Source organism: Streptomyces sp. NBC_01498 (assembly GCF_036327775.1).
In the GTDB taxonomy this organism is placed as follows: Bacteria; Actinomycetota; Actinomycetes; order Streptomycetales; family Streptomycetaceae; genus Streptomyces.
On sequence record NZ_CP109598.1, the window covers coordinates 6,532,141 to 6,549,893 of the forward strand.

The following is a 17,753-nucleotide window of genomic DNA, read 5'->3' on the forward strand; positions in this document are numbered from 1 at the left end:
GACCGGCCGGGACGGGGCTATTCGGCCAGCCGTACGGTGCTCATGATCTTCATCAGCGTGGCGTCCGGGATCTCGTCGGGCACGCCCTTGGCGCCGAACAGGACCCAGGTCGTGAAGTCGCCCTTGGCGTTGGTGAAGGTGAAGGCGATCGACTTGCCGTCGGTGTCGCACTTGTTCTTCTTCGGCAGACCCGTGCTCGCCGCCGTCGAGTAGTGCCCCTTGAGCCCCGCCTTGCTCGTGTACGCCTTGGACGGCTCGACCTTGATCGCGCGCTTCGACTCCGCGTCGGTGACCTCCTGGGCGTACGCGGCCCAGACCCAGCTGCCGGACTCGTTGCTGGCGGCGGTCGCCGTGTCCTTGGCGCCCTTGCCGCCCTTGGAGCCGGTGCCGCCCAGGCTGACGTCCTCGACCTCACCGTCCTGGTCGGTGTCCTGCTCGCACCACTTCTCCTTCAGGAAGGCGGGCGCGGAGAACGTGATGGCCGGCGAGCCGTCGCCCTTCTTCACGTCCTCGAAGCCGTAGAACACACCGGGCTTGGAGACCGCCCAGTCGGCCGGGACGTCGAACCGCGTCCCGTGGTTGGGGTTGGTCACGACCTTCCAGCCCGCGACGGTCGGCTTGCCCGCACTCGAACCGTCGCGCGGGTTGTCCCCGGGCGAGGCCGTCGCGTCCGGTTCCTCCGACGGGGTGGCGGACGTCTTGGGGTCGTCGGCGACGTTCGCGCTCTCGCCGTCCTCCTTCAGTACGAAGAAGCCCGTCGCGGCGGCGGCCACGACGACCGCCGCCACGGCGACGATCGCGACCGTCCGCGTGCTCTTCCCGTCCTTCGAGGGACCGGGGCCGCCCGGTCCGCCCGGTCCGCCCGGCACCGCGTACTGGGGCACGGTCGGCTGCTGGTACGGGTTGGGCGCCTGGTACCCGGGCTGCTGGGGATAACCCTGCTGCTGCGGGTAGCCGGGCTGCTGCGGATACCCCTGCTGCGGTTGACCGGGCTGCTGTTGCTCCGGCTGCTGATAGGGATTCGGCTGCTGGTACCCCGGCTGCTGGTACGGGTTCGTATTCGGATCCTGCGGGTTCTGCTCGCCCCCGGGCGGCTGCTGTCCTGGCCACATGGCGAGTAACGATAGAGGGGCCTTCCCCGCACCGCCACGGCCGCCCTGTCGCAGGATCGCAACTGATCCCGCCGGTGGGAGGGTCCGGCCGTACGGCCCGTCGACAGCCCACCCACCGACGCCGCCGGGGCGGAAAGCGGACAAAGGGCCGTGTCTCGGTACTCGGTTCGCGCCATGCCCCGTCGGCGGACGCCCGGCACCGGTCGGCCGGGGGAGCCGCGCCCAGGTAGGCTGCCCGGCGAGCGCCTGGAAGGCGCTCGCCGGGCAGCGGCGCATCCGACAGAAAAGGAACCGGTCGTGCACGTCCAGGAATGGCTGGAGACCGTACCGGCGGTCAGCGTCTATGTGCTGGTCGGGGTGGTCATCGGGCTCGAAAGCCTCGGTATCCCACTGCCGGGCGAGATCGTTCTCGTCAGCTCGGCGCTGCTCGCCTCGCAGCACGGCGACATCGACCCGTACATCCTCGGCGCCTGCGCCACCGCCGGCGCGATCATCGGCGACTCGATCGGCTACGCCATCGGCCGCCGGGGCGGCCGGCCGCTGCTCACCTGGCTGGGCAACCGGTTCCCGAAGCACTTCGGCGAGGCGCAGATCGCCATGGCCGAGCGGTCGTTCCAGAAGTGGGGCATGTGGGCGGTCTTCTTCGGCCGTTTCGTCGCGCTGCTGCGGATCTTCGCCGGGCCCCTCGCGGGCGTGCTGCGGATGCCGTACTGGAAGTTCCTCATCGCCAACGTCCTGGGCGGAATCCTCTGGGCCGGCGGCACGACCGCGGTGATCTACTCGGTGGGCGTCGTCGCCGAGGCGTGGCTGAAGCGCTTCTCCTGGCTGGGCCTCGTCCTCGCCGTTCTCGTCGGGCTGACCTCGATGCTGGTCCTCAAGAACCGGGCGAAGAAGGCCGCGACCCAGGCCGAGGAGCGGGAGCAGGCGTCGGCCGCCGGGGCGGGCACGCCCGGTCCCGACACCGTCACCGTCGCCGACTGACCACCGCCGCAGACTCCTTCGCCGGGCGTCAGCCCGCCGGGCGGTCGTTCGCGCCCACGGAGCCGGGCACCGAACCGGGCACGGACCCGCGTTCGGAGCCGGGCACGGACCCGGGTGAGGAGCCCGGCTCGGATCCGCGTACGGACCGGTGGCGCTCCGCGAGGTCCAGATAGACCGCCGCGTTGAGCCTGATGCCCTCGATCTCCTCCTCGGTCAGCTCCCGCTTCACCCGGGCGGGCACCCCCGCGACCAGCGAGCCCGGCGGCACCCGCATGCCCTCCGGCACCAGCGCCTGGGCCGCGACGAGTGAACCGGCCCCGATGTGCGCCCCGTTGAGGACGGTGGCCCCCATGCCGACCAGCACGTCGTCCTCGACGGTGCAGCCGTGCAGCACCGCGTTGTGACCCACCGACACGCGCTCGCCGATGGTGACGGGGCGGCCCGGGTCGACATGGACGGTGCAGTTGTCCTGGATGTTGCTGTCCGCCCCGACGACGACCGGCCCGCCGTCCGCCCGCAGCACCGTGTGGTACCAGACGCTCGCACCGGCCGCCAGGGTGACCTCGCCCAGCACCACCGCCGTCGGTGCCACGAACGCCGCCGGATGCACCACCGGCTCCTTCCCGCCCACCGCCGCGACCAGCGCCCGATCCGTCATCCGTCTCTCCTCCGTCCGCCCGGCGCGCGCGGGATCCGCGCGTACCGGAACCGTAGGCGACGGACCGCCGCGCCCCGGCGGCAGGTCGGCCAGAACCCGCCCCTCGGAACTGACGGGCATTCAATAACCTGGTGGCTCCCGCACGTTGCCGTCGCATCGACCGAGGGAGCTCCATGTCCACGGCACCACAGGTCCCCGACATCCTCTCGGCCGAGTTCGCCGGGAACCCGTATCCCGCCTACCGCCGGATGCGCGAGAGCGCCCCGCTCATCTGGCACGAGGCCACCCGCAGCTACCTCATCTCGCGGTACGAGGACGTGGAGCGGGCCTTCAAGGACAGGGCGTCGGCGTTCACCACCGACAACTACCACTGGCAGGTCGAGCCCGTGCACGGGAAGACGATCCTCCAGCTGAGCGGCCGGGACCACGCCGTACGCCGCGCCCTCGTCGCGCCCGCCTTCCGGGGTACCGACCTGGAGAAGAAGTTCCTGCCGGTCATCGAGAGCAACGCCCGCCGGCTCATCGACACCTTCCGGCACACCGGACGCGCCGACCTGGTGGACGACTTCGCGACCCGCTTCCCCGTCGACGTCATCGCCGACATGCTCGGGCTCGACAAGGCCGACCACGCCCGCTTCCACCGGTGGTACAGCGCCGTCATCGCGTTCCTCGGCAATCTCTCCGGCGACCCCGAGGTGACCGCGGCCGGCGCGCGGACCCGGACCGAGTTCGCCGAGTACATGATCCCGATCATCCGGGCCCGCCGGGAGAACCCGGGCGACGACCTGCTCTCCACGCTCTGCGCCGCCGAGGTCGACGGGGTGCGGATGAGCGACGAGGACATCAAGGCGTTCTGCAGCCTGCTCCTCGCGGCGGGCGGCGAGACCACCGACAAGGCCATCGCCTCGATCTTCGCCAATCTGCTGACGCACCCGGAACAGCTCGCCGCCGTACGGGAGGACCGGAGCCTGATCGACCGGGCGTTCGCCGAGACCCTGCGGTACACCCCGCCGGTGCACATGATCATGCGGCAGACCGCCGAGGAGGTCACGCTCAGCGGTGGCACGATCCCGCCGGGCGCCACCGTCACCTGTCTGATCGGCGCCGCCAACCGGGACGGCGACCGTTTCACCGACCCGGACACCTTCAACCTGTTCCGGGACGACCTCACGACCACCACCGCGTTCTCCGCAGCCGCCGACCATCTGGCGTTCGCGCTCGGACGGCACTTCTGCGTGGGTGCGCTGCTGGCCAGGGCGGAGGTCCGGACCGGGGTGGGGCAACTCCTCGACGCCATGCCCGATCTGCGGCTGGCGGACGGTTTCGAACCGGCCGAGCACGGGGTGTTCACGCGCGGTCCCCGGTCGCTGCCGGTGGAGTTCTCCCCGGTCAGCGGCTGACCCGCTCGTACGGTGCCGCTGCCGGCCAACCCCGGCTCGGGGCGTCATGGGCACGGGTGCACGGGTGCAGGGGTGCGCGGGTGTACGGCGGCCGGGCCCCGGCCGCCGTACGGGGTTCACCCCACCACGGGCGTGAACTCCACCGGCAGCGCCGTCAGTCCCCGCATCCAGATCGACGGGCGCCATCTCAACTCGTGCGGTTCCACGGCCAGAACGACGTCCGGCAGCCGCTCCAGCAGCGTCTCGACCGCCGTACGGGCCACGACGTCGGCCAGCAGCGGCGCCGGATAGGGGCAGCGGTGCTCGCCGTTGCTGAACGACAGATGCGCCGAGTTCTCCGCGCCCACATGGCCCTCGGGCCAGATCCCCGGGTCGGTGTTGGCCGCCGCGAGCCCCAGGACCAGACAGTCGCCCGCCCGGATGTGCCGCCCGCCGAGCTGGGTGTCGCGGACCGCCCACCGGCCGATGAAATTCTGCGTCGGGGTGTCCAGCCACAGCACCTCGTTGAGCGCCTGCCCGACACTCAGCCGCCCGCCCGACACATTGAGCGCGAAGCGGTCGTCGGTCAGCAGCAGACGCAGCGTGTTGCAGATCCAGTTGGCCGTCGGCTGCTGCGCCGCCGCGATGACCGAGATCAGATCCTGCACGATCTCGTCGTCCGCCAGCCCCGCCGGGTGGCCCAGCATCCGTGAGGTGACGTCGGAGCCGGGCCGTACCCGCTTCTCCGTCACCATCCGCCCGATGCGCTCGCCCACCCGTACGTACGCCGAGACCGGGTCGTCGCCCTCCGCCGCGTCCAGCGACACCCGCAGATCCCGCACCAGCTCGTCGGTGTCGGCGCTCCCGGCCGGCATGCCGCACATCTGGACGGCGGCCCGCATCGGCAGCGCGTGGGCGTACGCGGCCATCAGCTCGGCCCGCCCGGCGCCCGCGAACGCGTCGATCAGCTCCTCGGCGATCAGCCGGCAGTCCTGGGCCAGTTCGAACTGGTCGACCCCCTCCAGCGCCTCCGTGATCACACCGGCCCGCCGCCGGTGCTCGGCGCCCTCGGCGAACAGCACGGACGGCTGATGGCCCACGTACGGCAGCAGGGGCCAGCCCGGCGGGATCGCGGCCCACTGGTTCCAGCGGCGGGAGTCCCGCGCGAACAGCTCGTCGTGGCCGGTCACATAGCCGACCTCGGAGTAACCCAGCACCAGCCAGGCGGGGATCCCGCCGTCGAGCAGCACCGGCGCGACCGGGCCGTGCTCACGGCGCAGGCTGCGGTAGAGCTGCGACGGCGTCTGCTGGTACTCCAGACCGCTCAGCGGCACCGAGTCGGGATGCGCGGCCGGGCAGCCGGACGGCGGCCCGGCCTCCGGGAACGGGCCCGGCGGGCCGGGGGTCCCGAGAGGGTCCGGCGTTCCGAGGGGCCCGGGGGGTCCGAGGGAGCCGACGGGGTCGGGAGGGCCGGGGGATCCGGGGGCTTCACCGAAGGGGATCTGCGGATCGGTCGTCGGGGGATACGGATCGGTCATGGCGTCAACTCCCGTGCCATCGCCAGTTCGTACAGGTGGTCCACGAGGGCGATCAGGACACTCTTGCCGGACGAGCGGACCCGCGCGTCGCAGTTGATCAGCGGTACATGGCCGGGCAGCGACAGCGCCTGCCGGATCTCGTCCAGCGAGAACGCGGAGACGTCGTCGTCGAACCGGTTGACCGCCACCACGAACGGCGTCCGGTGGTGCTCCAGCCGGTCGATGGCGTACCAGGACTCGCTCATCCGCCGGGTGTCGACCAGGACGACCGCGCCCAGCGTGCCGGAGAAGAGCCGGTCCCAGAGGAACCAGAACCGCTCCTGGCCCGGAGCGCCGAACAGGTACAGCACCACGCGGTCGGTGAGGCTGATCCGGCCGAAGTCGAAGGCGACCGTGGTCGTGGTCTTCGTGGTCAGCCCGGCGGTCTCGTCCACCCCGACCCCCGCCTGGGTCATCACCTCCTCCGTGTTGAGCGGACGGATCTCGCTCACCGAACGGACGAGGGTCGTCTTGCCGGCCCCGAAGCCGCCCACGATCACGACCTTCAGTCCGGTCTCGGCGGAATCGGCCAGCGGGGTGCGGGCGGGCGGTTCAGAGAGCGCGGAGTCCATGGAGCACCTCCTTCAAGAGGTCCGCATCGGGCAGGAAGGAGGCGGACCGCGTCACACCGGGACGCCGGGCGGTGATCCGGCCGGTCGCGTGGAGATCGCCGAGGAGAATCCGTACGACCGTCACGGGCAGCCGCAGCTCGGCCGAGATCTCCACGACCGCCGTGGGACGGCGGCAGAGTTCGAGGATCGCGTGGTGCTCCGACGGTGTCCCCGGCGTCGGCGCGCACTCGCTGACGATCAGGCTGACCAGGTCGAACGTGTCGTGATCGACGAGGCTGCGGCCCCCGGTGACGGTGTACAGCCGGTGCGGGTCGCCGGTGTCGACGGGCCCCCGGATCACGACGACGCGGCTTCGGGGGAGACCGGGTTCCGGGGCTCGGCCCGCAGATGCTCACCGATCTGGTCGACCAGTTCGGTCATCCGGTGGCCCACCACACCCGGGTCGGCGCCGTCCTCGGCGACCACCGCGAGATGCGCGCCGTCGCCCGCCTCCACGATGAAGAGCAGCCCGCCGTGGAACTCCGTCATCGAATGGCGTACCCCGCCCGTGCCGTTGCCGAACTCGACGGACGCGCCCTGCGCGAGCGCCTGGATTCCGGAACAGATCGCCGCGAGCTGGTCGGCCTGGTCGAGCGTCAGATGACGGCTCCAGCAGAGCTTGAGCCCGTCGCGGGAGAGCACCAGGGCGTGCCGGGTGCCGGGGGTGCGCTCCAGCAGGCCCTCCAGGAGCCAGGACAGGCTGGTGTCGGTCGTTGCCAAGGGGTGCATGGGTCGCGTGGGGCGGGCCGGCCGGGGGAAGCCGTTGATCCGCCCGTGCCTCCGATCTCATGGGTCTCGATTGCTCACAGGGGCCCCGGGGCCGGCGGATTCGGCGCCGGCGGCGCTTCTTCGCGACGGCCGACCGTCGGCCGGCCGCGCGGGGCTCCGTACGGAGCCGGGTGCGGCTCCGTACGGGAAACGAGGCGCGCCTCAGGAGGTGTCGCCGGACGTCGGTCCCGGCCTCGGTACCTTCGGGCCGGAGGCGCCGGACGCGCCGTCCGCCGGGAGCCGCGCGCGGTGGAAGGCGCCGAACCGGGTTCCGGCGTCACGGCCGAGGCGTCCGCGCGACGCGGTGCCGGGGTACGCCGTACGGTCCGCGTCGCCCGCCCCGTCGGCGGGTGGTCTGTCCCGGTCGGCCGCCGCCATGGTGCGCCCCGGTGGCCGTACGGGCAGCCCGCCCGGAGTCGCCACCCGGGGGCCGCCGACGGGCGGCTCGGGCGGGACCGGCGGGGTGGGTGACGGCGGGGGCGGCGCCGACGACGCGGGCAGCGCGGGCCGGCGGCGGCCCACGGGTGCGGTGAGGGCGGGGGCGGTGACCGTGGCCGTCGGTACGGGAGCGGCGTGCCGTCCCTGCCGGGGAGCGGTGTTCCGGGGCTGGGCGAGCAGCTGGGGCGGGAAGAGCACGACGACGCCCGTGCCGCCGCGTGAGGAGGGACGGAAGTTGACGCTCAGGTGGTACTTGGCGGCGAGACGTCCGACGACGGCGAGACCGAGCCGGGTGCCCTGGAGGGTCGCCAGGTCGTTGGAGCGCCCCGACACCGACTCCTCGGCGCGCCGCATGGCCGCGTCGGCCATCTTGAGGCCGCTGTCCTCGATGGTCACGACGATCCCGGCGGAGCGCTCCTCGACGTAGACGTGCACCTCGTCGATCGGCGGGCTGAAGTTGGCGGCGTTGTCCATGAGTTCGGCCAGCAGGTGCATCACGCCCTCGGCGGCGAACCCGGCGACGGCGGCCGTGCTGGAGCAGTGCAGACGCACCCGCTGGTAGGCCGCGATCCGCCCGACGGCGCCGCGCAGGATGTTCTCCATCACGATCGGCTTGTTCCAGGCGCGGCTCGCCCGGCCGCCCATCAGCAGCGCCAGCCGGTCGGTCATCAGACCGAGCTGGGAGGTGTTGTGGTCGAGCGTCAGCAGATCGCCGAAGACCTCCTCGCCGTGCCGCTCCTGCATCTCCCGGAGGTCGGCGAGCATGCTGACGGCCTTGGCCTGCACCCGGCTCAGGGCCTTGGCACTGGCCGCCTCGGCGGCGGCGCCACGCCGCTCGCTGCGCGCGAAGTCCCGTACGACCGAGTCGGCCAGCACCCGCAGACGGGGGTCGGCGGGACGCTTCAGATCAGCCAGCACCGTGTTGGCGGCGCGGCCCGCGCGCAGGGCGCCGAGGGCGGTGGGCAGGGTGACCGTCGACAGAAGATCCAGGTCGTCGGCGATCCGGGCCAGCCCGGCCACGGCCGCCTCCCGGTCGGCCGCCGCGGTCGCGGCACGGCGCTCGCCCCACTCCACCTCGGTGGCGAACGTCCGCAGGGCGTACCGGAGTTGGGGGTCGGAGGGCGGGGGAGCGGCGGCCAGCGCCTCCTCGGCGCTCGCCCCCTCGCGCAGCCGCTCGGCCACGGCGGGCAGTGTGACGTTCACCAGATGGGCCGACTCCGCGCCGAGTCTGCCCAGTTGGGCGTGGAGCGCCTGGAGTTCGCCGTCGGCCGCCATCGATCCGCGGCGTCGGCGCCGCAGTGTCAGCGTGGCGCCGGCCACCACCAGGGCGAGGATCGTCCAGGCCACGGCGAGCGGGACGACCAGCCAGGCGCGCGCGGGCGCGGGGGCGGCGGCGGTGACCGCGCCGGCCGCCGCGCCCGTCATGAGCAGCAGGACGGGCGGTCCGGCGGCCGACAGCGGGCGCGTCGTCGGTACGCGGTGGGGGCTCGGTGCGACAGGCACGGACATTCCGTGGTCCCTCGGTGGTCGAGTGCGGGGGATGCGGGCAGGCCGGTCGACCGGCGCGCGTCGACCGCGGGGCGGGCACCGGTCACCGGGGGGACGGTGAGGAGTCCGGGTCCTGCTCGGGCATTCACGCTACGCACGCGGCGCGGTCCGGGGGCCCTGCCGCGTGCCGGTGCCCACCAACGAGGGAGTCGACGGCGAACTCGCCTCCACGGAGCCGGAGTCGTGGTAAGCGCGGGGCGGCCGGGGCGCCGCCGACCAGGGGAGGCCGGAGAGGTGGCGTGACGCGCGGCGGGTGCCGTGGGGTGAACGTCACAGCGCCGGGCCCCGGCCCGCCCCGGCCGCGCCGATACCGTGGGCGGGTGCCCAAGAGCAGAGTGCCGTTCCCCTCGCCGAGTGCCTGGCGCCGCCGTCTGGTCACGCGCGCCGTCCGGGGCGGCTGGCGCTGGATCCAGGAGGCGGGAGCGGTCAGCGCCGAGCGTCCGGGCCGGCTGCGCTTCGCCCGGATCGGCACCGGGACCCGGCTCGCGTTCCCCCAGGGAACCGTCTTCGGGGAGCCGTGGATCGAGCTGGGCGACCACTGCGTCATAGGCGAACACGTCACGCTGACCGCCGGGATGATGCCCGGACTCGACCTGGGCCCGGAGCCGATCCTGCGGCTCGGGGACGGCGTCGTACTCGGCCGTGGCAGTCATGTGGTCGCCGACACGGCGGTCACCATCGGCTCGGACACCTACTGCGGGCCGTATGTGTACATCACGTCGACCAACCACAGTTACGACGACCCGACGGTGCCCGTGGGCAGGCAGTGGCCCCGGATCGAGCCGGTCACCGTGGGGCCCGGCTGCTGGCTGGGAACCGGCGCGGTGATCCTGCCCGGGGCCCGGCTGGGCCGTAACGCGGTGGTGGCGGCGGGGGCCGTCGTACGGGGTGAGGTGCCCGACCACGCGGTGGTCGCGGGGGCGCCCGCCCGCGTCGTACGGAGCTGGGACCCGGAGCACGGCTGGCAGCCGCCGCTGCGTACGCCCCCGCCCGTACCGATTCCGGAGGGCATCACCCCCGAGCAGCTGCTGGCACTGGCCGAACCGGATCCGGACACGGGCTGAGCGCCGACCGCCCCACGGTGACGACGGTGACGACGGCCGGGCCGGTCGGAGTGAGTCCGGCGTGCCGAGTGCGGTCGGGACGAGGAGCCTCGCCAGTACAGTGTGCTGAACGCTTGGTGCACCAGACCGTAGTGCAGTCCATTGCGCTATATCGGCAACTATAGTGGACGGGAGGGGGTTCGGACGTGTCGGACCTCGATCAGCTGACCCAGTCGCTCGCCCGCAACCTCAAACGGTGGCGCGGGGAGAGAGCCTTCACCCTCGACGCCCTCGCGGCCCGGTCGGGTGTCAGCCGGGGGATGATCATCCAGATCGAGCAGGCCCGCACCAACCCCAGCGTCGGGACCACGGTGAAGCTCGCCGACGCGCTCGGCATCAGCATCACCACGCTTCTCGACTACGAGCGGGGCTCCCGGGTCAGGGTCGTACCGGTCGGCCAGACCGTCCGGATGTGGTCCACCGAGGCGGGCAGCAGCACCCTCCTGCTGGTCGGGACGGAGTCCCGCGGACCGCTCGAACTGTGGTCCTGGACCCTGATGCCGGGCGAGTCCAGCGAGTCCGACCCGCACCCCGACGGCACCACCGAACTCCTGCACGTCAGCGCGGGCGACCTCACCCTCGTCGTGGACGGCACCGCGCACCCGGTGGCCGAGGGCGCCTCCGCCGCCTTCGAGGCGAACGTGCCGCACGCCTACCGCAACGACGGCGACGTCACCCTTGAGATGACCATGGCCGTCTCCATCCCGCCCGCCCGCTGAGCCGCTCCGCACCGCGTCGACACCGGGCCCGCGCACCCGCGCGTTCAGCCACCGGGACGGCCGTGCCCGGCCCTACCGCCGCCTGTTAACTTGACGCCCATGCGCGCCCCCATCGGAGACTTCGAGCACGCCCGGCCGGCCCCCGACTGCCTCGGCCTGCTCACCGGGCCGGTCGCCGCCGCCGTACGGGCCTGGCGGGGCGAGGTGCCCGCCGAGCAACTGCTCTACGTCGACACCGACCCGGAGATCGCCGACACGGCAGCCTTCGTACAGCACCACGGCGCGGATCTGATCGACCGGTCGGCCAACTGCGTCGTCGTCGCGGGCAAGCGCGGCGGCGAGACCACCCTCGCCGCCTGCCTCGTCCTGTCCACGACGCGCGTGGACGTCAACGGAGCCGTGCGCCGGCAACTGGGCGCCCGCAAGGCGTCGTTCGCCCCCATGGACACCGCGACCGGCGAGACCGGCATGGAGTACGGCGGGATCACCCCCGTCGGACTGCCCGCCGACTGGACCCTGCTCGTGGACGCGGCCGTCGTGGACACCGACTGGGTACTGATCGGCAGCGGACGCCGCCGGGGCAAACTGATCGTGCCCGGCAGGACGTTCGCCGACCTGCCCGGCGCCGTGGTCCTCGACGGTCTCGGCGTCCCCACCGCCTGAGCACGGCACCGGGCAGCGGACACGCCGTCCCCGCCGCGAACCGGTCGGGCCGAACCGGTCAGGCCAGCCGGGGTATCTCGATGGCCGGGCAGACATCCATCACCATGTCCAGACCGGCCGCCCGGGTCCGCTCGTACGCCTGCTCGTCGATCACGTCCAACTGGAACCAGACCGCCTTCGACCCGACCGCGACGGCCTCGTCGGCGACCGCACCGGCCAGCGCGCTGTTCACGAACACGTCCACCACGTCGACCGGGAACGGGATCTCGGCCAGCGACGCGTACCCCTGCTCCCCGTGGACCGTCTCCGCCTTCGGGTGCACCGGGACCACCCGCTTGCCGAAGCGCTGGAGCACGGCCGCCACCCCGTACGCCGCCCGCGCGCTGTTGTTCGAAAGGCCCACGACCGCCCAGGTGTCCCCGGTGGAGGTGAGAATCCTGCGGATCGTCTTGTCGTCTGCGTCCATGCCCGGTCAACGGACGGCACGGCCCGGCAATTCCCCCGCCGTTCCCTTTGGCGAGTACCCGCCACCGCGTCCGGCGGGTCACCCCCTTAAGGTGGCGCGATGCATGAGCAGTACCGCACCGTCGCCCGCGGGGGCGTCCACGAGACCGAGGTCAACCGGTCGCGTTTCCTCTGCGCCCTCGCGCCCGCCGCCACCGAGGAGGAGGCCCAGGACTTCGTCGCCTGCGTCCGCAGGGAACACCCCACGGCCTCCCACAACTGCTTCGCCTACGTCATCGGTGCCGACGCCTCCACCCAGAAGGCGAGCGACGACGGAGAGCCGGGCGGCACGGCCGGGGCGCCCATGCTCCAGATGCTGGTGCGGCGCGACGTGCGGTACGTCGTCGCCGTCGTCACGCGCTACTACGGAGGCGTCAAACTCGGCGCGGGAGGGCTGATCCGCGCCTACGGAGGGGCCGTCGGCGAAGCCCTCGACACCGTCGGCACCGTCACCCGCCGCCGCTACCGGCTGGCCACGATCATCGTCGACCACCACCGGGCCGGAAAGCTGGAGAACGAACTGCGCGCCACCGGCCGCACCGTGAGGGACGTGCGCTACGCGGAGATAGTGACCATCGGGATCGGACTGCCGGACTCCGACGTCGACGCCTTCCGCGCCTGGCTCGCCGACACCACGGCCGGAACCGCCGTCCTGGCCCTGGGCGGTGAGGCGTACGGCGATCTCTGACCCCCACCCGTACCACCGGGACCGGTGGCGACCGGGCCACCCGGCGGGCGATCCGGCGATCACCACCCGCGATGTCAGACCCCACCGTTAGTCTCGGGGATCATGAGATTCCTGCACACGTCGGACTGGCACCTGGGGCGGTCCTTCCACCGCGTCAGCCTTCTCGACGCCCAGGCGGTCTTCGTCGACCACCTCGTGGCGACCGCGCTGACGCACGAGGTGGACGCCGTCCTCGTGGCCGGTGACGTGTACGACCGGGCGGTGCCGCCCCTCGCCGCCGTCGAGTTGTTCGACCGGGCGCTGCACCGGCTCGCCGACGCCCGCGTACCGACCGTGATGATCTCCGGGAACCACGACTCGGCCCGTCGCCTCGGCGTCGGCGCCCGGCTCATCGACCACGCGGGCATCCATCTGCGCACCGACCCGGCCCGCTGCGCCACCCCCGTCGTCCTCACCGACGCCCACGGCGACATCGCCCTCTACGGCCTGCCGTATCTCGAACCTGCCCTGGTCCGCGAGGAGTTCAAGGCCCCCAAGGGCGGTCACGAAGCGGTGCTGACCGCCGCCCTCGACCGCGTACGGGCCGATCTCGCCACCCGCCCCGAGGGCACCCGCTCCGTCGTCCTCGCGCACGCCTTCGTGGCGGGGGGAGCCGCCAGCGACAGCGAGCGCGACATCACCGTCGGCGGAGTGTCCGCGGTCCCCACCGGCGTCTTCCACGGCGTGGACTACGCCGCCCTCGGCCATCTGCACGGCTCACAGACCCTCACCGAGCGCGTCCGCTACTCCGGTTCACCCCTCGCGTACTCCTTCTCCGAGGCCGACCACCGCAAGACCATGTGGCTCGTCGACCTCGGCCCCGGCGGCGAGATCGACGCCCGGCGCGTCGACTGCCCGGTGCCGCGCCCGCTGGCCCGCCTGCGCGGCACCCTCGCCGGTCTGCTCGACGACCCCCGGCTCACCCGGCACGAGGACGCGTGGATCGAGGCCACCCTCACCGACGCCGTACGCCCGGCCGAACCCATGGCCCGCCTCGCCGCGCGTTTCCCGCACGTCCTCAGCCTCGTCCTCGACCCCGACCGGGACGACGAGACGGAGGACGTGTCCTACGCGCGCCGCCTCGAAGGCCGCAGCGACCAGGAGATCGCCGAGGACTTCGTCGGCCACGTACGCGGCGCCGGCCCCGACGAACGGGAACGGGCCGTGCTGCGCGGCGCCTTCGACCACGTACGGGTCGACACCGCCGTCCGCGAGGTGACCGCGTGAGACTCCACCGGCTGAGCATCACCGCCTTCGGTCCCTTCGCCGACACCCAGGAGGTCGACTTCGACACCCTGAGCGCCGCCGGGATCTTCCTCCTGCACGGCGCGACGGGCGCCGGGAAGACATCCGTGCTCGACGCCGTCTGCTACGCCCTGTACGACGCCGTACCGGGCGCCCGCCAGCAGAGGGGCGGCGCCGGGCGGGACGCCCCCCTGCGCAGCGACCACGCCCCGGCGGACACGTACACCGAGGTCCGGCTCGAACTGACCGTCGGCGGACGGCGACTTGAGATCACCCGCAACCCCGCGCGGACCCGCCCCAAGAGGCGCGGCACCGGTGTCACCACGGAGAAGGCCCGGAGCCACCTGCGGGAGTACGACCCCGCGGGCGCCCGGTGGCGCGCGCTCAGCCGCTCCCACCAGGAGATCGGCGAGGAGGTCGGACAGCTGCTCGGCATGAGCCGGGAGCAGTTCTGCCAGGTCGTCCTGCTGCCGCAGGGCGACTTCGCGCGGTTCCTGCGCGCGGACGCCGAGGCGCGTGGCCGGCTGCTGGGCCGACTCTTCGACACCCGCCGGTTCGCCGCCGTGGAGGAACGGCTCGCCGAACTGCGCCGCGGCGCCGAACAGCAGGTACGGGAGGGCGACCAGCGCCTCCTCGGCATCGCCCAGCAGATGACCGGCGCGATGCGTACGGACCTCGAACAGCCGCTGCCCGCGCGGGCGGCGGGCGACACCGGTCTCGCCCCAGCCGTCCTGGAATGGGCCGCCGTCGCCCGCTCCGGCGCCCGTGAACGCCACGACATCGCCGAGTCGGCGCTCGCCCGCGCCGAAAGCCGCCAGGCGCGGGCACGCCGGATCCTCGACGACGCCCGCGAACTCGCCCGGCTCCAGCAGAGGTTCGCCGACACACGGCAGCGCGCCCAGACCCTCGAAACCAGCCGTCCTCGGTACGAGGAGGCGCGGGCCACCCTGGAACGGGCCCGCAAGGCCGACCGGGTCGCCGACGCCCTCGCCCTGCGGGACGACGCCGACCGGGCCCACCGCACGGCCCGCGCCGCCCGTGACCACGCGCGCGACCGCCTTCCCGCCGGACTCGCCGACAGCGGCGCCGACCACCTCGCCGCACTGGAGCGGCGGACCATCGAGGAGCGGGGCCGCGTGGACGCCGCCCTGACGGCGGAGCGACGCAGCGCGGAGATCGACCGCGAACGGGCCGACATCGACCGCCAGGCGCGCGCCGACGACGACCTGCTGGCCGACGCGGCGGGCTGGCTGGCCGGCTGGGACACCGCCCGCCGCTCCCTCCAGGAACGGGTCGAGACGGCCCAGGAGGCGGCGACCCGCGCCGAACAACTCGCGGGACAGCTCGAACCGGCCCGCGCCCGGCTCGACGCCGCCCACGCGCGTGACGCCCTCGACAACCGGGCGGAAGCGTCCCTGCGGCACCTCAACAGCGCCCGCGAGCAGGCCAACGACGCCAGGGAGAACTGGCTCGATCTGCGCGAGCGGCGACTGCGCGGCATCGCCGCCGAACTCGCCGCCGGGCTGGTGACCGGCGAGCCCTGCGCCGTCTGCGGCTCCGCCGACCACCCCGCGCCCGCGACGGCCGGGGCGGGCCAGGTGGACCAGACGGCCGAGGACGCCGCGTCGGCCGCCGTCCGCCGCGCCGAGGCAGCCGTGACGGAGGCCGAGAGCCACCACGCCTCCGTACGCGAGGAGTTCGCGGCGGCCCGGTCGGCAGCCGGCGGAGCGACCGTGTCCGACCTCGTCGCCCTCACCGAGCGCCTGAACCGCGAGCACACGGAGGCGCACCGGCTCGCCGCCGGGACGCACGAGGCCCGCGAGGCGCTGGCCCGCGCCGAACGGGAGCGCGAGGACCGGCTCGCCGCGCGGCGGTCGGCCGAGAACCGCGCGGCGGCCCGTACGTCCCGGCGAGAGGCTCTCGACCAGGAGCGGACCGGCCTCGAAGCGGAGCTGGTCCGAGGCCGGGGCACGGCGGACAGCGTCGCCGCCCACGCCGAACAGCTCACCCGGCGGGCGCGGCTGCTCGCCGAGGCGGCGGACACCGTCCGGAACGTCGACACCACCGCGGGGCGTCTCAAGGAGGCCGACGACCGGCTCGCGGACGCGGCGTTCCGCGCCGGGTTCGACACCCCGCGCCACGCGGCGGCGGCCCTGCTGTCCGCCGCCGAGCAGCGGGACCTCACCCACCGGATGGACGCCTGGCAGGCCGAGGCCGCCGCCGTCGCCGACCGGCTCGCCGAGACCGACGCGCGCGAGGCCGCCGAACAGCCGCCCGCCCGGCCGGACACGGCCCTGGCCGCGCGCGAGGCGGCCGACTCGGCACTGCGGGCCGCGTCCTCCGCGCTCGACGGCTCCCGCGCCGAGTGCGCCCAGCTGACCGCGCTGTCCCGGCGGGCCGAGGAGGAGGTACGGCGCCTCGGCCCCCTCCGTACGGAGTACGAGCGGGTCGCCCGCCTCGCGGGCCTCACCGCCGGCACGTCCACCGACAACGACCGCAAGATGCGCCTGGAGTCGTACGTCCTGGCGGCCCGGCTGGAACAGGTCGCCGCCGCGGCCACCGCGCGGCTGCTGCGCATGTCGTCGGGCCGCTACACGCTGGTCCACTCGGACGCGCGGAGCGGCGGCGGGAAGCGCTCCGGCCTCGGACTCCACGTGGTCGACTCCTGGACGGGCAGCGCGCGGGACACCGCGACCCTCTCCGGCGGCGAGACGTTCTTCGTCTCCCTCGCCCTCGCGCTGGGTCTCGCGGACGTCGTCACCGACGAGGCGGGCGGCGCGCGTCTGGACACCCTCTTCATCGACGAGGGCTTCGGCAGCCTGGACGACCAGACGCTGGACGAGGTCCTGGACGTGCTGGACTCGCTGCGCGAACGCGACCGCAGCGTCGGCATCGTCAGCCATGTCGCCGACCTGCGCCGCCGGATCCCGACCCAGCTGGAGGTGACGAAGACCCGCCGGGGCTCGACGCTCGGCATCCGCACGGGCGGCCCCGACGGCTGAGCGAACGGTCCCGACCGACGGGATGGTCTCGATCCGTGCCGCCGGTCCTTCCCCCGTGAGCGGTGCCCGACCCGCCCGCCCGACCCGCCCGCCCGGCAGGCCCTGCCCGGTGCGCGAGGCCGATCCTTCGCCTGCCGATCGATCGCCCGGCACCGACGGGTCGTCAGCGGCCGGTCGGCGGGGGACACCCCGCCCGGTGCGCGGACGGTGATGGGAGTCGGGCGCGGTGCTCCGTCGCGTGACGCACGGGGTCGGCGGGTCGGCAGTGGCGTCGCGGCGTGGCCGTCTCGTTTGCGGGCGGACCGCGATACGGGTCGGGTACCGCGACGCGGCGACCTACTGGCACAGGCGGCCCCGTGCGTTGTCGGAGTCGGCCGCGTACGGCCGGTCTGTCACTCACGCGAGTTCCCGACCGTGCGACGCGAGGCGTCGACGGGCAATCAGCACGCCCCGCGCCCGTTCTGCGGTCGGCGGTCGGCGGTACGGCTCTGACACGGCCGCGCCGTGACAGGCACGGGATGAGTCCCGCATGTCGTGGGAGTTGGCCCGGTTCGGCCCGGCCGTCCACAGCGCGGGTCCCCCCGACGTACACGTGTGACGTCGACACGCCATCAGCCACCACTCGGGCCCCCGCGCGCGCCGCCCCGCACGAGGCCGTCCGGCCTCGCCCCGAAGGGCCCCGGCCGAAACCGGGTGGCAGCGGCCCCGCGGCCCGGCG

The 17,753-nt window shown here is 73.7% G+C and carries 16 protein-coding genes; 8 read left to right on the forward strand and 8 right to left on the reverse strand.

Translation table 11 applies throughout. The features are described from left to right. Positions 1-17: 17 nt before the first annotated feature. Positions 18-1,112, reverse strand: a complete 1,095-nt coding sequence (locus tag OG875_RS27865; RefSeq protein WP_330176981.1) for a hypothetical protein — start codon at positions 1,110-1,112, stop codon at positions 18-20. Between the two features lie 297 nt (positions 1,113-1,409). On the opposite strand from OG875_RS27865, the gene OG875_RS27870 reads away from it, so the two are divergent. Then, on the forward strand, positions 1,410-2,093 hold the full coding sequence (locus OG875_RS27870) for a DedA family protein (RefSeq protein WP_330176982.1): 684 nt from the start codon (positions 1,410-1,412) through the stop codon (positions 2,091-2,093). Between the two features lie 28 nt (positions 2,094-2,121). On the opposite strand, the gene OG875_RS27875 is transcribed toward OG875_RS27870, so the two are convergent. Beyond that, positions 2,122-2,751, reverse strand: coding sequence for a gamma carbonic anhydrase family protein (locus tag OG875_RS27875; RefSeq protein WP_330176983.1), 630 nt, complete (start codon positions 2,749-2,751; stop codon positions 2,122-2,124). A gap of 173 nt (positions 2,752-2,924) precedes the next feature. On the opposite strand from OG875_RS27875, the gene OG875_RS27880 reads away from it, so the two are divergent. Further along, complete coding sequence (locus OG875_RS27880; RefSeq protein ID WP_330176984.1) at positions 2,925-4,151, forward strand: cytochrome P450; 1,227 nt, start codon at positions 2,925-2,927, stop codon at positions 4,149-4,151. A 116-nt stretch (positions 4,152-4,267) separates the two neighbouring features. On the opposite strand, the gene OG875_RS27885 is transcribed toward OG875_RS27880, so the two are convergent. The 5 genes from OG875_RS27885 to OG875_RS27905 all read right to left on the reverse strand — a co-directional run bounded on the left by OG875_RS27885 (position 4,268) and on the right by OG875_RS27905 (position 9,033). Then, positions 4,268-5,668, reverse strand: coding sequence for a cytochrome P450 (locus OG875_RS27885; protein ID WP_330176985.1), 1,401 nt, complete (start codon positions 5,666-5,668; stop codon positions 4,268-4,270). Then, complete coding sequence (locus tag OG875_RS27890) at positions 5,665-6,279, reverse strand: GTP-binding protein (RefSeq protein WP_330176986.1); 615 nt, start codon at positions 6,277-6,279, stop codon at positions 5,665-5,667. Before OG875_RS27890 ends, OG875_RS27885 begins: the two co-directional genes overlap by 4 nt. Next, on the reverse strand, positions 6,260-6,619 hold the full coding sequence (locus OG875_RS27895; protein ID WP_330176987.1) for a DUF742 domain-containing protein: 360 nt from the start codon (positions 6,617-6,619) through the stop codon (positions 6,260-6,262). Before OG875_RS27895 ends, OG875_RS27890 begins: the two co-directional genes overlap by 20 nt. Next, positions 6,616-7,047 (reverse strand): roadblock/LC7 domain-containing protein, encoded by a 432-nt coding sequence (locus OG875_RS27900; protein ID WP_330176988.1) that lies wholly within the window; start codon positions 7,045-7,047, stop codon positions 6,616-6,618. Before OG875_RS27900 ends, OG875_RS27895 begins: the two co-directional genes overlap by 4 nt. Positions 7,048-7,248: 201 nt before the next feature. Beyond that, on the reverse strand, positions 7,249-9,033 hold the full coding sequence (locus OG875_RS27905; protein ID WP_330176989.1) for a sensor histidine kinase: 1,785 nt from the start codon (positions 9,031-9,033) through the stop codon (positions 7,249-7,251). Between the two features lie 359 nt (positions 9,034-9,392). Between OG875_RS27905 and OG875_RS27910 the strand changes: the two genes are divergently transcribed. The 3 genes from OG875_RS27910 (at position 9,393) to OG875_RS27920 (ending at position 11,557) form a co-directional block, all read left to right on the forward strand. Further along, positions 9,393-10,136 carry an acyltransferase gene (locus OG875_RS27910; RefSeq protein WP_330176990.1) on the forward strand — a complete coding sequence of 248 codons (744 nt, stop codon included), beginning with the start codon at positions 9,393-9,395 and terminating at the stop codon, positions 10,134-10,136. A gap of 185 nt (positions 10,137-10,321) precedes the next feature. Further along, positions 10,322-10,894, forward strand: coding sequence for a helix-turn-helix domain-containing protein (locus tag OG875_RS27915; RefSeq protein WP_330176991.1), 573 nt, complete (start codon positions 10,322-10,324; stop codon positions 10,892-10,894). Positions 10,895-10,993: 99 nt separating this feature from the next. Further along, positions 10,994-11,557, forward strand: a complete 564-nt coding sequence (locus OG875_RS27920; RefSeq protein WP_330176992.1) for a YbaK/EbsC family protein — start codon at positions 10,994-10,996, stop codon at positions 11,555-11,557. A gap of 58 nt (positions 11,558-11,615) precedes the next feature. Here OG875_RS27920 and OG875_RS27925 read toward each other — a convergent pair whose 3' ends face one another. Then, complete coding sequence (locus OG875_RS27925; RefSeq protein ID WP_330176993.1) at positions 11,616-12,023, reverse strand: CoA-binding protein; 408 nt, start codon at positions 12,021-12,023, stop codon at positions 11,616-11,618. Between the two features lie 99 nt (positions 12,024-12,122). Between OG875_RS27925 and OG875_RS27930 the strand changes: the two genes are divergently transcribed. From OG875_RS27930 to OG875_RS27940, 3 genes are all read left to right on the forward strand, one after another. Continuing rightward, positions 12,123-12,749, forward strand: coding sequence for a YigZ family protein (locus OG875_RS27930; RefSeq protein WP_330176994.1), 627 nt, complete (start codon positions 12,123-12,125; stop codon positions 12,747-12,749). 102 nt (positions 12,750-12,851) lie between these two features. Next, positions 12,852-14,015 carry an exonuclease SbcCD subunit D gene (locus tag OG875_RS27935; protein ID WP_330176995.1) on the forward strand — a complete coding sequence of 388 codons (1,164 nt, stop codon included), beginning with the start codon at positions 12,852-12,854 and terminating at the stop codon, positions 14,013-14,015. Beyond that, positions 14,012-17,035: an SMC family ATPase gene (locus tag OG875_RS27940; protein WP_330176996.1), complete on the forward strand. Its 3,024-nt coding sequence runs from the start codon at positions 14,012-14,014 to the stop codon at positions 17,033-17,035. The genes OG875_RS27935 and OG875_RS27940 overlap by 4 nt, the downstream gene beginning before the upstream one ends. Positions 17,036-17,753: the final 718 nt, after the last annotated feature.

Bases quoted from the DNA above. Each gene is read 5' to 3' on its own strand.
- OG875_RS27935 (WP_330176995.1), top strand. From the start codon at position 12,852: ATGAGATTCCTGCACACGTCGGACTGGCACCTGGGGCGGTCCTTCCAC.
- OG875_RS27930 (WP_330176994.1), top strand. From the start codon at position 12,123: ATGCATGAGCAGTACCGCACCGTCGCCCGCGGGGGCGTCCACGAGACC.
- OG875_RS27880 (WP_330176984.1), top strand. From the start codon at position 2,925: ATGTCCACGGCACCACAGGTCCCCGACATCCTCTCGGCCGAGTTCGCC.
- OG875_RS27925 (WP_330176993.1), bottom strand. From the start codon at position 12,023: ATGGACGCAGACGACAAGACGATCCGCAGGATTCTCACCTCCACCGGG.
- OG875_RS27875 (WP_330176983.1), bottom strand. From the start codon at position 2,751: ATGACGGATCGGGCGCTGGTCGCGGCGGTGGGCGGGAAGGAGCCGGTG.
- OG875_RS27900 (WP_330176988.1), bottom strand. From the start codon at position 7,047: ATGCACCCCTTGGCAACGACCGACACCAGCCTGTCCTGGCTCCTGGAG.
- OG875_RS27920 (WP_330176992.1), top strand. From the start codon at position 10,994: ATGCGCGCCCCCATCGGAGACTTCGAGCACGCCCGGCCGGCCCCCGAC.
- OG875_RS27865 (WP_330176981.1), bottom strand. From the start codon at position 1,112: ATGTGGCCAGGACAGCAGCCGCCCGGGGGCGAGCAGAACCCGCAGGAT.
- OG875_RS27885 (WP_330176985.1), bottom strand. From the start codon at position 5,668: ATGACCGATCCGTATCCCCCGACGACCGATCCGCAGATCCCCTTCGGT.
- OG875_RS27890 (WP_330176986.1), bottom strand. From the start codon at position 6,279: ATGGACTCCGCGCTCTCTGAACCGCCCGCCCGCACCCCGCTGGCCGAT.
- OG875_RS27905 (WP_330176989.1), bottom strand. From the start codon at position 9,033: ATGTCCGTGCCTGTCGCACCGAGCCCCCACCGCGTACCGACGACGCGC.